Below are 14,131 nucleotides of genomic sequence, written 5' to 3'. Positions count from 1 at the left end.
GCGTCGGTCAGCGGTCGAGGTCGTCCATCGCGCGGAGGACGTCGACCGCTGACCCGATGGTCTCGCGCGGCGCGCCGAGCTGCTGGCCGGCCGACGGCATGGCCTGATTCTGCTCGCGGCGACCCACCACGAACCAGATGCCCCGCGCGATCGCATCGCTCTGGTTGACGTACAGGTGCGGACGCACCGAGTCGAAGTGCAGGCTGTCGCCGGCGCGCAGGGTGAACGTGTCGAACTCCAGGCGCAGCGTCAGCTCGCCCTCGAGCAGGTAGGCGTACTCGACGCCGGCGTGGCGCATCATCTTGCCCTCGACGGAGCTGGAGGCGCCGGGCTGGTAGGTGACGAGCAACGAGTCGGCGGGACCCACGCCCGCAGCAAGACGCTCCCACCGCACGCCGTTCTCCATATCGAGGACGGCGTTCTCCGCGGCGCGCTGCACGGTGAGGTCGGCGGGAAGGGGTTCGGGCACGGGCGCCACGGCACCCGCCGGAGGCGTCGGCGAGACGCCCAGCAGCTCATCGATCGAGATGCCCAGGTGCGTGACGATCGCGTACAGCGTCGAAACGGACGGCTGCGTCTTCCCGGTCTCGACCTGCGAGATGAGACTCGCCGAGACGCCCAGAGAACTCGCGACGCTGCGCAGGCTCATCCCGCGCTGCAGTCGCGCGTCGCGCAGTCTGCCACCGATGTCGTCGGTCATGTCGGCGCCTCCTCTTCCGAAGGCGGCGACCCCGATCACCGGGCGACCGCCCCTCGGGGCACCACGCTACCCGTCGCCCTGCGCACATCGTGTGCGCCGCGCCTGAACACGACCGGGCCTCACCCGCGCCCGGGGACGTCCAGAAGGACGTCGACGTTGGCGGCGGAGCGCGGCATCCGGCCCGCCTCGATCTCTTTCGCGAGACGGACGGTGTGCGCGTTGAACGGTGCTTCCTGCCCCGCGCCGGCGAGCACCGACACGACGAGGCCGTTGACCTCGTCGTATTCGGCGTGGCGGCCTTTCATCCAGTCCTGCAGAACGGTCGTGTTCGTGTCGGGGAGGGAGAAGCTGTCCAGCACCTCGCCGAGCAGGTCAGCGGCGTATCGATCGGGGTCGGTGACGGCGTCGTCGGACAGGCCGAAGATCGGGACGAGGCGACTGCCGTCGGCAAGGGCGGCGCGAGCGGCCTCCTTCCCGCACTCGATCATGAAGTCGTGCACACCAGGAAGGGCGACGGCGGATGCCAGGGGGAGGTCGAGGATCGCGGAGGGGACCAGCTCGCCGGCGTTGGCGACGAGCTTCATCCACTTGGAGGAGCGGATGTCGGGGGAGACGTCGACGCGACCGGTGTGCGAGAGCACCGCCTGCACCTCGTGCTCGCGACCGCGGGCGGAGTCGTCGTAGGCGCCGACCGCGAACCACGAGCCCGCGACGGGCGTCTGACGGTTCACGATGCCGGGTTCGAACATGTTGGATGCCACCTCGATCACCGCGCCCATCGTGCGGTGCGCGCCGACGGCGGCGGCGATGGCATCCTGGGTCATCCCGTTCTGGAGCCCGACGACGAGGCCGTCCTCGGCGACGTGGGGCGCGATGAGCTCGGCGACCCAGCGCGTGTCGTACGCCTTCACCACGATGAAGACGATGTCGAACGGTTCGCGCAGCGTCGCGACCTCGCACAGGTGCAGGGGGTGCACGGGCGTGACGTGCGTCTCGTCGGGCAGGCGCACTTCGATGCCGCGGGCGCGCATGGCCTCGACGTGTGCGGGCCATTGCTCGATGTACGTGACGTCGAGACCGGCTCGCAGCAGATCGGCGCCGACGCTGGCTCCCTGTGCGCCCGTGCCGAGCACGGCGATGCGGGGGCTCGTTCTGGTCATGGGTCCTCCTCGACGCCAAGAAACGTTCGCTACAGCTTTACAAATCTGGGAGCGACTGTACATTCGTGTGTAGTTCAGCACAACGTCGGGTCGAGGAAGACCCGAACGGATCGCGAGGGAGCGAGCAAGAATGCGCACACTCATCCGCAACGTGGCGGCGGCCACGGTCGACGACGGGCTCGGGGATCTGCCTCGCACCGACATCCTCCTCGAGGACGGGATCATCCGTGAGATCCGCCCCGACATCGCGGTCGCCGACGCCGAGATCGTGGACGGGCGCGACAAGATCGCCATCCCGGGGATGGTGGATACGCACCGCCACACGTGGCAGACCGCGCTGCGCGGCATCCTGGCCGACGGCAACATCCCCGACTACCTGCGCGGCATCCGGCTGCACATGGCTCCGCTCTACCGAGCCGAGGACATGTACGCGGGCAACTACGTGGGGGCTCTCGACGCACTGAACTCCGGCATCACCACGATCGTCGACTACTGCCACAACATCCTCGATCCGGACGGCGCGCACGCCGCCGTGACGGGGCTCCGGGATGCCGGTATCCGGGCGCTCTACGGGCACGGGCTCACACCGATCACCACGAACACGTGGAGCCAGTCGCGGGGCGGATCCCGGGCCGGATCGGATCCGGCGGCCCTGGCCACGCGCGCGCATCTCGCGCGGGAGATCCGGGAGCAGTATTTCGCGAGCGACGACCAACTCCTGCGCTTCGGCATCGCCCCGCAAGAGCTGGCGATCGCCCCCGTCGCCGACGTGGCCGCGGAGTTCCGTCTCGCCCGCGACCTCGGTGCGCGCATCACCTTCCACGCCAACCAGGTCATGGTCCGCCAGCTCTTCCAGGACGTGGAGGTGCTGCACGCCCACGGGCTGCTGGCCGACGACCTCCTCCTCGTGCACTGCACCTTCAACACCCCGCACGAGTGGGATCTGCTGGACGACAGCGGGGTGACGGTGTCGGTGTGCGCTGAGACCGAGATGCAGATGGGCATGGGATACCCGGCCATCGCCGAGGCCACCGCCCATACTGCGGGGCCCAGTCTCGGTATCGACTGCGTCTCGGGGAACGGCGGAGACATGGTCTCCCACAGCCGTCTCGTCCTGCAGGCCTCGCGCTATCGCGCCGACGAGCCCGAGTACGCCGTCATGCGTGCGCCGCAGACGATGTCGTGGACGACCAAGGACGCCCTCCGTTGGGCCACGCTGAACGGTGCACGGGCGGCCGGGGTGGACCACCTCGTGGGGTCGCTCACCGTGGGCAAGCGCGCCGACATCGTGCTCGTGGACATGTCGGGGATCAGTCAGGTCGGCTGGAACCGCGCGGATCCGACCGGCGCGGTGGTCTCGCAGGCTCACGCCGGCTGCGTCGACACGGTGTTCGTCGACGGGCGCGTCGTCAAGCGGGGCGGTGTGCTCACGCACGTCGACGTCGCCGCCGCGACGAACACGCTCGAGCGCTCGCACGAGTTCCTCTACGACCGGATGGGCGGGGCGGGATCGTTCATCCCGCAGCCCCCGATCGACATCCCGCTGTACCGCGAACGCGCGTGACCTTTCAGCCCTGCTGGACGCACTGCACACAGTGATAACAAATACTTGACACGTTCAGTCCTGCTTTCTAGCATCCAATCAACGAACACCACCGGCGCGACGTCGCTCCGGTTCGACGAGGGAGTCACCACCACATGAGCACGCGTACGCTGCTGCGGGGAGGGACCGTCATCACGGCCGTCCGCCCCGGCGAGGTCCTCACCGACACCGACATCCTGATCGGCGCGGACGGAACGATCGAGGCCATCGGGCAGGGCCTGGATGCCGGCGATGCCGAGGTCATCGACGTCCACGGCCGCATCGTGCACCCCGGTTTCGTCGACACCCACCGCCACACGTGGCAGTCGGTCGTCCGCAACCTCGCGTCGGACTGGTCGCTCACCGAGTACCTCGCGGGTCTCCACACCGGGCTCAGCAAGCACTTCCGCCCGGAGGACACCTACACCGGCAACTACCTCGGGGCGCTCGAGGCGCTCGACTCCGGCATCACCACGCTCGTCGACTGGTCGCACAACCTCGCCACCCCCGAACACGCCGACGCCGCCGTCGCCGCGCTCAAGGACACCGGGATGCGCGCCGTGTTCGCCCACGGCGGCGGTGCCGACCAGTGGGGCAGCCTGCCCTCGGCGAACGTCCACCCCGACGACGCCCGGCGCGTCCGCGACGAGCACTTCTCCTCCGGGGGCGGGCTGGTCACGATGGCGCTCGCGCTGCGCGGTCCGCAGTTCGTAACCCCCGAGGTCAACGTCGCCGACTTCCGTCTCGCCGCCGACCTCGACCTGCGCGTCACGATGCACGCCGGCGACGGGTACTGGGGTAAGTCGGGCCCCATCCGCAAGATGCACGCCGACGGGCTGCTCTCCGACCGCATCACCTACGTGCACTGCTGCACCCTGGGGGACGACGAACTGAAGCTCATCGCCGACAGCGGCGGCACCGCCTCGGTCGCGCCCGACGTCGAGATGCAGATGGGCCACGGCTTCCCCGCCACGGGCCGGCTGCTGCGTGCCGGCATCCGTCCCACGTTCTCCATCGACGTGTGCAGCTCGAACGGCGGCGACATGTTCGCCACGATGCGCACCGCGATCGGCATGCAGCGCGCCCTCGACAACGCCCCGTCGGTCGACACCGGCGAGGTGCTCGAGCGCATCAGCCTCACGTGCGCCGACGTCGTGCAGTTCGCCACGATCGATGGCGCGCACGCCGCGGGCCTGTCCGACACCACCGGGTCGATCGCCGTGGGCAAGGCCGCCGACATCGTCGTGCTCGACGACCGCTCGCTCGCCCTGACCCCGCTCAACAACCCGATCGGCAGCCTCGTGTACTCCGCGCACCCGGGCCTCGTCCGCGACGTCTTCGTGCAGGGCCGTCGGGTGAAGAAGGACGGCGAGCTCGTCGGCGTCGACCTCGCCCGGCTGAAGGCGGATGCCGAAGCCTCCCGCAGCTACCTGCTCGGTGAGATGCCCGAGGCGCGCCTCGACGGCACCTGGCACCCCGCTCTGGTGACGGCATGACCGACCTCGCCGCTCCCGCACGCCTCGCGCCGAAAGACCACGGTCCCACGGCGCGGATGGTGCTGGCGTGGCCGGGAACGCGGGCACTCATCGCCGTCGCCGCCCTGTTCGTCATCAGCCCGCTGATCGCACCGGGAAGCGTGGGACCCACGGCCATCGTGTCGATGCTGCCGTTCGCCGCGCTCATCGCCATCGTCGCGATCGGGCAGACCCTGGTCATCCAGCAGGGTGGCCTCGACCTGTCGATCCCGGGGGCCGTGACGCTCGGCGCCCTCATCGTCGCTCGTTTCGGCGGCGACGACGCGCTGGGTCTTCCCGCGGCCATCGCGGCGGCGATCGTCGCCACGGCTCTGTTCGGCCTGGCCAGCGGCGTCGTGATCACCGTGTTCGGCCTCCCACCGCTCGTGGTGACGATCGCCGTGAACGCGCTCATGATCGGCACAGTCCAGGCCCTGTCGGGCGGATTCGCCACCCAGAGCCCGGACGCGCTCAACCAGTTCGCGCTCAGCCGGTGGGGTGGCATCCCCGTCCTGGTGTTCTTCGCGCTCGCGCTGACGCTCGTGGTCCACGTCGTGCTGAAGCTGACACGTCTGGGACGGCGGTTCGAGCTGGTGGGGGAGAACCCGCGCAGCGCCGCCAACCTCGGCATCGGCACGCGCGGGTACACAATCGTCGCGTACGTCCTGTCGGCCGCGCTCGCCGCCGTCGGGGGCGTGCTCCTCGCGGGCCTGCTGCGCACCCCGACCCTCACCGCGGGCGAGGACTACCTGCTGCCCTCGATCGCCGCGGTGGTCCTCGGCGGCACCGCCCTCACCGGTGGACGGGGCAGCGTCGTCGGCACCGCGCTCGGCGCACTCTTCCTTGCCCAGCTCACCCAGTTGGTCCAGACGTTCACGCAGGCAACCGCCGTGCAGAACATCGTGCAGGCGCTGATCATCGGCGTCGGCATCGTCGCTCAGCTCCAGCTCGGCGGCACCACCTCACGAATCCGGAACCTCATGCGACGGCGTCCGGGAGCCTGACCCGGGCTCATCGTCCACCGCGACCCGCCCCCGGGTCGACGGGCGATCCGTCGCGCCCACCTTCGTCCCTGCATACCCGATCACCCACTCGAAGAGGAGTACCCCCATGATCACCACAGCACCCGCACGGCGAGCCGGTCTCGCCGTCCTCGCCCTCGGCGCGCTCGTTCTCGCCGGTTGTTCTTCCACCAACAGCGCCGGCGGCGGCACGGAAGGCGCCGACAACCTCACGGCCGACATCGCCGCAGGCAGCACCGGCACGATGGAGCAGTTCGCCGACATCTCCGACATCTGCCCCGAAGGCGCCGAGAAGGTCTCGGTCGGTGTCGTGGACGGCTACGGCACCAACACGTGGTCGAAGACCGTGCTCGCCGAGATCGAGAGCGAAGCGGCCAAGTGCGCCGCGATCTCGGGCGTCGAGTTCATCGCCGGTCGCGGCGACCTCGAAGCCACCACCTCGGGCATCACGAGCCTCGCGGCCAAGGGCACGAACATCATCCTGGTCATCCCCGACGCCGGCCCCGGCGAGGCCCACCTGCCCGCCATCCGCCAGGCCACGCAGGCCGGATCCATCGTTGTCAACTTCGCCTCCGACCCGCAGGGCACCGCCGGCACCGACTACCTCGACTACACCGACCAGATCCCCGCGTTCGTCGGAAAGTCCAAGGCGCAGTGGATCGTCGACCAGCTCGGGAGCGCGGGGGGCAACGTGGTCTTCTTCGGCGGCCCCTCCGGCGCCCTCGTCTCGACGCAGGAATTCGCCGGTGCCAAGGAGGTCTTCGACGCCAACCCGCAGATCACCCTCGTGAACTCCGAGCCGATCTGGACCAACTGGGACCCCGCTCAGGCGCAGCAGGCCATGGCCGGTGTCCTGTCGCAGGGCACGCCCATCAACGCGATCATCGCCGACTACGGCGCATCGGCCTCCGGCGTCATCCGCGCCTACGAGGCCGCCGGTCAGCCGCTCCCGATCCTCACCTCGACCGACGACAACTCCCTCAGCTGCGGCTTCGCCGAGCTGAAGGCGAAGAACCCCGGCTACGAGCTGGCGACCGTTTCGTCGCGCACCTGGATCGGCCGCGTCGCTCTGCGGAAGGCTCTCGCCGCGAAGTTCGGCACGAAGGACGAGGAGCCGTCGCTGTACGAGCTGTCGCTCTTCGAGGACTCCACCGGCAAGATGGCGGGTTCGGTGACCCCCGACAAGGCGTGCCTGTCGTCCGCACCGTCCGACGCGACGCCGTCGACGCTGCTCACCTCTGACGAGATCACGAAGCTGTTCGGCTGATGAACGAGACCCCCACGACCGTGGCATCCGCACTCACCCTCTCGGGCATCACCAAGACCTACCCCGGTGTCACCGCGCTGGATGCGGTGTCGGTCGACATCGCCGCCGGTCGCGTGCACGCCGTGCTGGGCGAGAACGGCGCCGGAAAGTCCACCCTCGTGGGGATCGCGGCGGGGTCGGTGGTGCCGGATGCCGGCACCATCGGCCTCGCCGGGCGCGAGTTCGATCGCATCCGTCCCGCGGAGGCGCGGGAGTCCGGGCTCGCCATCGTCTACCAGATTCCCGCGCTGGCCCCGTCTCTGAGCGTGGTGGATGCCGTGCTCCTTCTGCTCCCGGCCAGCAAGCGCCCCTCGCGTCGCACCGCGGCCGCCTGGGTCACAGCGCACTTCGAGCGTCTGTCGCTGAAGATCGACCCGCACGCCCTGGTGTCGTCGCTGTCGCTTCGCGAGGCGCACCTCGTCGAGATCGCCGCCGCCCTGGCATCCGATCCGCGTGTGCTGGTGCTGGACGAACCGACCGAGGCCCTCGGGCCGGAGGAGACCGCGTGGCTGTTCGGCCAGGTGCGCGGGCTGCTCGAGAAGGACGTCGCGATCGTCTACATCACCCACCGGATCCCCGAGGTGATGGAGATCGGCAACGACCTCACGGTGCTGCGCGACGGACGCGTCGTCGGTCGCGGCCTCGTGGCGGACTTCACCGCCGACGAGGTGGTCGAGCTCATCGTCGGGCGGTCGCTCGAGACCACGTTCCCCGACAAGCCCGCCGCCCCCGCGGCCTCGGCGACCCCCGCCCTCGAGGTCCTCGAACTCAGCGGTCCCGGCTACGACAACGTCTCGTTCTCGGTGTATCCCGGCCAGATCATCGGTCTCGCCGGCGTCGAGGGCAACGGTCAGCGCCGCGTGCTCCGCGGCATCGCCGGTGGAGGGGCGACAAGCGGTCGGGTGCTGGTCGGCGGACAGGAGATATCGACCCGCTCTCGTCGGTCTGCCTCGGCGGCCGGAGTGGTGTTCCTCCCCGGGGACCGCATCGGCGAGGCGATGTTCGGCAAGATGTCGATCCGCGAGAACGCCGTCGCGGGGGCCCTTCGTGCCGCCATGCCGGGCGGGTTCGTCCGCCGCAGCCGTGAGTACGAGCTCACCCGCGAGGGCGTCGCCGGCCTCGCGGTGAAGACGCCGCACTTCGAGGTGCCGGTGTCGGCGCTCTCGGGCGGCAATCAGCAGAAGGTCCTGCTGGCCCGCGGGCGCCTCGGCGACCCGAAGGTGCTGCTCGTCGAGGACCCGACCCAGGGCGTCGACGCCGGCGCCCGCGTCGACATCTACGCGTTCCTGCGTGATCTGGCCGCCTCGGGCGTCGCGGTCGTCGTGCTGTCGACGGATGCCGTCGAGCTCGAGGGCCTGTGCGACCGGGTGGTGGTGTTCTCCCGCGGTCGCGTGCAGACCACGCTCATCGGCGACGACGTCGACGAGCGCGCGATCACGGGAGCGGCGGTGCTGTCGTCCGAGACGGCATCGGTCGAGGTCGCCGTGCACGCGCGCCGTCCGCGCTCGCGCAGCATCCTCGCCGGCGAGACGCAGGCAGTCGTCCTGTTGGGCCTGGCCGTGGCGTTGTCGGTGGTGACCTCGTTCGTGTCGTCGGCGTTCCTGAGCCCTTTGAGCGTCAGTCAGCTCCTGGCGGCGGCGAGTGTCCTCATCTTCGTCGGCCTCGCTCAACTCGTCGTCGTCATGACCGGCGGCATCGATCTGAGCATCGGGTCGGTGGTCGCCCTGTCGGCCGTGATCCTGTCGTTCTTCGCTCAACAGGGGATCGGTTTCTTCCTCATCGGCGTCGTCCTCGCGCTCGCCGCGGGAGCCGCGGTCGGCTGGGTCAACGGGCTCCTCGTCACCCGCCTCTCGTTGCCGCCGGTGATCGCGACGCTCGTGAGCTCGATCGCGGTGCTCGGCCTCGCGCAGGTGCTCCGCCCCAGCCCCGGCGGGTCGGCCCGTGCCGACGTCCTCACGACTCTCGGTCTCGCGATCGCCGGTGTGCCGATGATCCTCGCCCTGGCCGTGGCGGTCGCCGTGGTCATGTGGTTCGTCATCCAGCGCACCCGCGGGGGGCGCGCGTTGCGGGCCGCCGGGTCCGACCCGGTCAAGGCGAATCGGATGGGGGTGCGGGTTCCGCGCACGCGTCTGCTCGCGTCCGTCGCCGCGGGTCTGCTCGCGGCCATCGCCGGGCTCGCCGTGTATTCGCGGTCCGGAATCGGCGACGCCAACGCGGCGCAGGCGCTCACCCTCACCTCGGTGACGGCGGTCGTCATCGCCGGCGCCAGCATCTTCGGCGGCTCGGGCTCCGCGCTCGCCGTCGCCGCAGCCGGACTCCTGCTCCAGACCGTGACGAGCGCTCTGGCGTTCCTCTCGCTCGGACTGTCCTGGCAGTACTGGATCCAGGGCGCGTTCGTGCTCTTCGCCGCCGTCGTCCCGCTCGTCATGGTGCTCGTGCGCCGCGGTCGCTCACCGGGAGTGCGGGGCGGCTGACCGTCTCCGCCGACCCGCACACCCACGCAATCCTCTGACCTCAGGAAGGCCATCATGAAGAACACCGGAACCACGGGCACCAACGGCGTCGACTGGGAGGCGCGGGTCGACTTCGACCGCCTCCGCGATGAGCGACTGGCGCGGTTGAAGGCGGAGTTGGACCGCTCCGAGCTGGGCGCGCTGCTCGCGTTCGACTTCTCCAACATCCGTTACATGACCGCCACCCACATCGGCACGTGGGCGATGGACAAGCTGATCCGCTTCAGCCTGCTCACCCGCAACACCGACCCGATCTCGTGGGACTTCGGTTCGGCGGCGAAGCACCACGCGCTGTACAACCCGTGGCTGGACGTCACCTCCTCCGAGATGGATGCCGACCCCCACGCGCCGCACGAGGGCACGAAGCGTCCGCGCCTGGAGTCGGGCGCGCGGGCGGGCATCTCGACGCTCCGCGGGGCGTTCCCGCCGGACGCGGGGATCGCCGAGGAGGTGGCGCGCAAGATCAAGCGGGAGCTCGAGAAGTTCGGCGTCGCCGACCAGCCGCTCGGCGTCGATGTCATCGAGCTCCCGATCCTCTTCGCCCTGCAGAAGGTCGGCATCCAGGTCGTCGACGGCCAGCAGGTCTTCATGGAGGCCCGGCGCATCAAGACGAACGACGAGATCCGTCTGCTGACCCAGGCGGCGTCCATGGTCGACGCGGCATACGAGGACCTCTACCGGTTCCTCCGCCCGGGCGTCCGCGAGAACGAGGCCGTCGGGCTCGTTGCCAAGACGCTGTACGACCTCGGCTCCGAGTACGTCGAGGGCGTCAACGCCATCTCGGGCGAGCGCTGCTCGCCGCACCCGCACGTGTTCTCCGATCGCCTGATCCGCCCGGGCGACCCGGCGTTCTTCGACATCCTGCACAGCTGGAACGGATACCGCACCTGCTACTACCGCACGTTCGCGGTGGGTTCGGCGAGCACGAAGCAGAAGGATGCCTACACCCGGGCGCGCGAGTACATGGACCGCGCGATTGCCCTCGTGCGCCCCGGCGCGACGACCGCCGACATCGTCTCGGTGTGGCCGACGGCGCAGGAGTTCGGCTTCGCCGACGAGGAGGCGGCGTTCGCCCTGCAGTACGGGCACGGCGTGGGCCTGTCGATCTGGGAGAAGCCGATCTTCTCGCGTCTGGTGTCGTTCGATCACCCGGAGGAACTGAAGGAGGGGATGGTCTTCGCCCTCGAGACCTACTGGCCGTCCGCCGACGGGTGGGGCGCGGCGCGCATCGAGGAGGAGGTCGTCGTCACCGCGACCGGGTGCGAAGTGATCACCAAGTTCCCCGCGGAGGAGCTGCTGATCGCCGGCCCGCGGTACATCGCCGTCGGCGGTCCGCTGAACAACGAGCGCGACTCGCAGTCGAACCTGAACACGACGTGGGGCCGCGGGGAGGCGTGATGGCGTCGGTCGGCTTTCTCGGCCTCGGATCGATGGGGGCGGCGCTCGCCCGCCGCCTCGTCGACGCGGGCCACGACGTCCACGTCTGGAACCGTTCTCGCGGCCCGGTCGACGACCTCGTGGCCGCGGGGGCCGTGGCCTGCGCGACGCCCGGCGAGGCGCTCGCGCAGCCCGTGTCCTTCTCGATGCTCGCCGACGGTCCCGCGGCGCTCTCCGTCCTGGATGCCGATTCCGTGGCATCCGCGATCGGCGGCGTCCACGTGAACATGGCGTCGATCAGCCCCGCGGAGGCGGGGGAGCTGCGGCAGCGGTTCGAGGTGGCGGGGGCGCGCTACGTCGCCGCGCCGGTGCTCGGGCGGCCCACCGTCGCGGCGGAGGGCAAGCTCAACGTGCTCGTCGCGGGCGCGCCCGGCGACGTCGCCGAGGTCGAGCCGTTCCTCCAGCTGTTCGCCGCGCGCCTGTGGCCGCTCGGTGAGGAACCGTCGACGGCGAACGCCGTCAAGATCGCGGTGAACTACGACATCATCCACGCGATCCAGGCGATCGGAGAGTCGGTCGCCCTCGTCGAAGCCCGCGGGGTGGACCCCGGGCTGTTCGTCGAGATCCTGACATCCACGCTGTTCGCCGGGGTTGTGTACAGCGGCTACGGCGGGATGATCGCGCGGCAGGCCTACGACCCGCCCGGGTTCGACGTGGCCCTGGGCTACAAGGATCTGCGGCTGAGCGCCGAGATCGCGGGCGAGACCGGGACGCACCTGCCGACGCTCGCCGCGCTCACCGCGGTGTTCGAGCGGGCGCTCGCCGAACCCGACCTCGCCCGCCTCGACTGGGGCGCGGCGGCCGAAGTCACCCGGCGGGGGCTCCTGCCGGCATCCGATGACGAACGAGAGGGAGGTGCGGCATGAGCCGCAGGTATCTGGTGGTGGGCGGGACGTCCGGCATCGGGCGCGAGATCGTCGCGTCGCTCGCCGCGGACGGCCACGAGGTCACGCTCACGGGCCGTGACGCGGCCGCCGCGGAGGCGATAGCCCGCGAGATCGGCCCGAACGTCCGGGGCATCGCGGTGGACATCTCCGAGCCCGAAGACATCGCGCCCGCGCTCGCCGACGTGGGCGAACTCGACGGCCTCGTCCTCGCGGCCATCGAACGCGACGCCAACACCGTCCGCGAGTACGACATCGCCCGGGCTCGGCGCCTGGTGACCCTCAAGCTCGTGGGGTACACCGAGACCGTGCATGCGCTGCTCGACCGGCTCGTGCCGGCGCGTTCGACCGGCATCGTGCTGTTCGGCGGGCGCGCCAAGGACGCGCCCTACCCCGGATCGATCACCGTGTCGACCATCAACGGCGGCGTCGAGGGGCTCACGACAGCGCTCGCGCTCGAACTCGCGCCGCTGCGGGTGAACGCCCTGCACCCCGGGATCATCGGTAACAGCCCGTTCTGGGCGGGGAAGCCCGCGGGGGTCCTCGAGGGCTACTCGTCGCGCACGCCCGGCGGTGAACTCGCGACGATGAACGACGTGGTCGAGGCCACCCGGTTCCTGCTGCACAACGAGGGCGTCTCGGCGACCAACCTCTACGTCGACCGGGGCTGGCGCATCACCTGACGGACGTCTCCTCGCCGAAGATCTCGGGATGCCGCTCCAACTCGATGCGCGTGCGACGGATGTGCCGCTCGAGAACGTGAGCGGCCTCCTCGGCGTCTCCGCGCCGCAGGGCCGCGACAAGCAGCCGGTGGTCGAGGTGCGCCGTGCCGTCGTGGCGCTCGTGCGCCGCGGTGACGAAAGCGCGCCGGTAGTGGTGTGTCCGGTTCCAGAGGCCCACGACCGTGTCGCCGAGCATCACGGTGCGTGCCGGCGCGTAGGTGGCGAAGTGGAACGCGCGGTCGTGGCGCAGGAAGTCCTCGGCATCCGCGTGCTCCATGCGCGTGGCGAGCGCGTCGAGCGCGTCGAGATCGGTCGCGGAGAGCAGGGGAGCGCTCATCCCGAGGAGCACGGGCTCGATGCGCTCGCGCACGAGGTACAGCTCCTCGCACTCGGCGAGCGTGAGGCGCGACACCCACGCGCCGGAGTTGGCGACGAGCGTCACGAGTCCCTCGGCCTCCAGCATGCGCAGCGCCTCGCGCACCGGGAGACGGCTCGTCGTGTGCCGGGCCGCGAGGTCTTCCTGCCGGATCCGGGTCCCGGGCGGATGGATGCCGCGGAGGATCTCGTCGCGCAGGGTGTCGGCGATCCCCGAACCGGCGCGCCCGTGGTCTCGGGCCGCGGGCAGCAGCCCGGTCATTCGGCCGGCCTCGCGGGATGCCACAGGAGGGTTTCGGCGTCGCGCTCGTAGGCCTTGCCGTCGGGGAAGCTCACGAGCTCGAACTGCATGCCCCACGGGGCGCGGAAGTAGATCCAGCGCTGTCCCGCCGAGGCGGCGCCGCTCACCACCGGTTCGCCCATGACGTCGACGCCGTGCGCGCGGAGGTGGGCGACCGCGGCATCCAGGTCGTCGACGTACAGGGCGAGGTGGTGGCCGCCGATGTCGCTGTTGCGCGGGGGAGGGGCCTGACCGTCGGCGGCGTCGTACGCGAAGACCTCGAGGTTCGTGCCGTTGCCCAGGCGGTAGAACCGGATCTCGCGGATGCGGGTTCTCGGGTGGACCCCGAGCTGTCGCGTCATCCAGTCGCCCTCGCCGCTGCGGCCGGGCAGGGTGTACACCGGCACCGCGCCCAAGACGTCGACCAGGAAGGTCTCGGCCTCGTCTAGGTCGGGAACGGTGAAGCCGATGTGGTCGCTGCCGCGCAGCCCCGGAAGTCCCATGTCGCATCCTCCATTGGATCCATTGGCGCCGATGGGGGCGCCTCTCGACAGTATCTCGCGGCGAATGCGCCTTGTATTGGAGACAATCCGATCGTACAGTGTGAGCGAACGACCTGTATAGGCAGACGCAACG

The 14,131-nt window shown here is 70.3% G+C and carries 12 protein-coding genes; 8 read left to right on the top strand and 4 right to left on the bottom strand.

The genetic code is table 11. The features are described 5' to 3' along the window. Positions 1–7 precede the first annotated feature (7 nt). Positions 8–700, bottom strand: coding sequence for a helix-turn-helix domain-containing protein (locus tag AC3WLZ_RS11565; protein WP_412925082.1), 693 nt, complete (start codon positions 698–700; stop codon positions 8–10). A 119-nt stretch (positions 701–819) separates the two neighbouring features. Next, entirely contained in the window at positions 820–1,860 is a 1,041-nt protein-coding gene (locus AC3WLZ_RS11560) for a ketopantoate reductase family protein (protein ID WP_492470110.1), read from the bottom strand. Between the two features lie 130 nt (positions 1,861–1,990). Between AC3WLZ_RS11560 and AC3WLZ_RS11555 the strand changes: the two genes are divergently transcribed. The 8 genes from AC3WLZ_RS11555 to AC3WLZ_RS11520 all read left to right on the top strand — a co-directional run bounded on the left by AC3WLZ_RS11555 (position 1,991) and on the right by AC3WLZ_RS11520 (position 12,801). Continuing rightward, entirely contained in the window at positions 1,991–3,424 is a 1,434-nt protein-coding gene (locus AC3WLZ_RS11555) for an amidohydrolase family protein (protein WP_492470109.1), read from the top strand. A gap of 134 nt (positions 3,425–3,558) precedes the next feature. Further along, positions 3,559–4,938: an amidohydrolase family protein gene (locus AC3WLZ_RS11550; protein WP_492470108.1), complete on the top strand. Its 1,380-nt coding sequence runs from the start codon at positions 3,559–3,561 to the stop codon at positions 4,936–4,938. Then, on the top strand, positions 4,935–5,960 hold the full coding sequence (locus AC3WLZ_RS11545; RefSeq protein ID WP_492470107.1) for an ABC transporter permease: 1,026 nt from the start codon (positions 4,935–4,937) through the stop codon (positions 5,958–5,960). Before AC3WLZ_RS11550 ends, AC3WLZ_RS11545 begins: the two co-directional genes overlap by 4 nt. A 106-nt stretch (positions 5,961–6,066) precedes the next feature. Further along, a complete protein-coding gene (locus tag AC3WLZ_RS11540) occupies positions 6,067–7,245 on the top strand; it encodes a substrate-binding domain-containing protein (RefSeq protein ID WP_492470106.1) in 1,179 nt (392 codons plus the stop codon). Further along, positions 7,245–9,758: an ATP-binding cassette domain-containing protein gene (locus AC3WLZ_RS11535; RefSeq protein WP_412925076.1), complete on the top strand. Its 2,514-nt coding sequence runs from the start codon at positions 7,245–7,247 to the stop codon at positions 9,756–9,758. Before AC3WLZ_RS11540 ends, AC3WLZ_RS11535 begins: the two co-directional genes overlap by 1 nt. A gap of 54 nt (positions 9,759–9,812) precedes the next feature. Beyond that, positions 9,813–11,195, top strand: a complete 1,383-nt coding sequence (locus AC3WLZ_RS11530) for a M24 family metallopeptidase (protein ID WP_412925075.1) — start codon at positions 9,813–9,815, stop codon at positions 11,193–11,195. Beyond that, the gene (locus tag AC3WLZ_RS11525) at positions 11,195–12,100 is read left to right on the top strand and encodes an NAD(P)-dependent oxidoreductase (RefSeq protein WP_492470105.1); all 906 of its coding nucleotides are present in this window, start codon (positions 11,195–11,197) and stop codon (positions 12,098–12,100) included. Before AC3WLZ_RS11530 ends, AC3WLZ_RS11525 begins: the two co-directional genes overlap by 1 nt. Continuing rightward, positions 12,097–12,801 carry an SDR family oxidoreductase gene (locus tag AC3WLZ_RS11520; protein WP_492470104.1) on the top strand — a complete coding sequence of 235 codons (705 nt, stop codon included), beginning with the start codon at positions 12,097–12,099 and terminating at the stop codon, positions 12,799–12,801. Before AC3WLZ_RS11525 ends, AC3WLZ_RS11520 begins: the two co-directional genes overlap by 4 nt. Here the strand turns inward: AC3WLZ_RS11520 and AC3WLZ_RS11515 are convergent. Together AC3WLZ_RS11515 and AC3WLZ_RS11510 are read right to left on the bottom strand one after the other, a co-directional pair. After that, positions 12,794–13,477: a GntR family transcriptional regulator gene (locus AC3WLZ_RS11515; protein ID WP_492470103.1), complete on the bottom strand. Its 684-nt coding sequence runs from the start codon at positions 13,475–13,477 to the stop codon at positions 12,794–12,796. The genes AC3WLZ_RS11520 and AC3WLZ_RS11515 overlap by 8 nt on opposite strands. Beyond that, positions 13,474–13,998 carry a VOC family protein gene (locus AC3WLZ_RS11510; protein ID WP_492470102.1) on the bottom strand — a complete coding sequence of 175 codons (525 nt, stop codon included), beginning with the start codon at positions 13,996–13,998 and terminating at the stop codon, positions 13,474–13,476. The genes AC3WLZ_RS11515 and AC3WLZ_RS11510 overlap by 4 nt, the downstream gene beginning before the upstream one ends. Between the last annotated feature and the right edge of the window lie 133 nt (positions 13,999–14,131).

Source organism: Microbacterium sp. FW305-3-2-15-F-LB2, assembly GCF_058787255.1.
The sequence above is the reverse complement of the archived record's forward strand: the minus strand, read 5'-3'. Positions and strand labels throughout refer to the sequence as shown.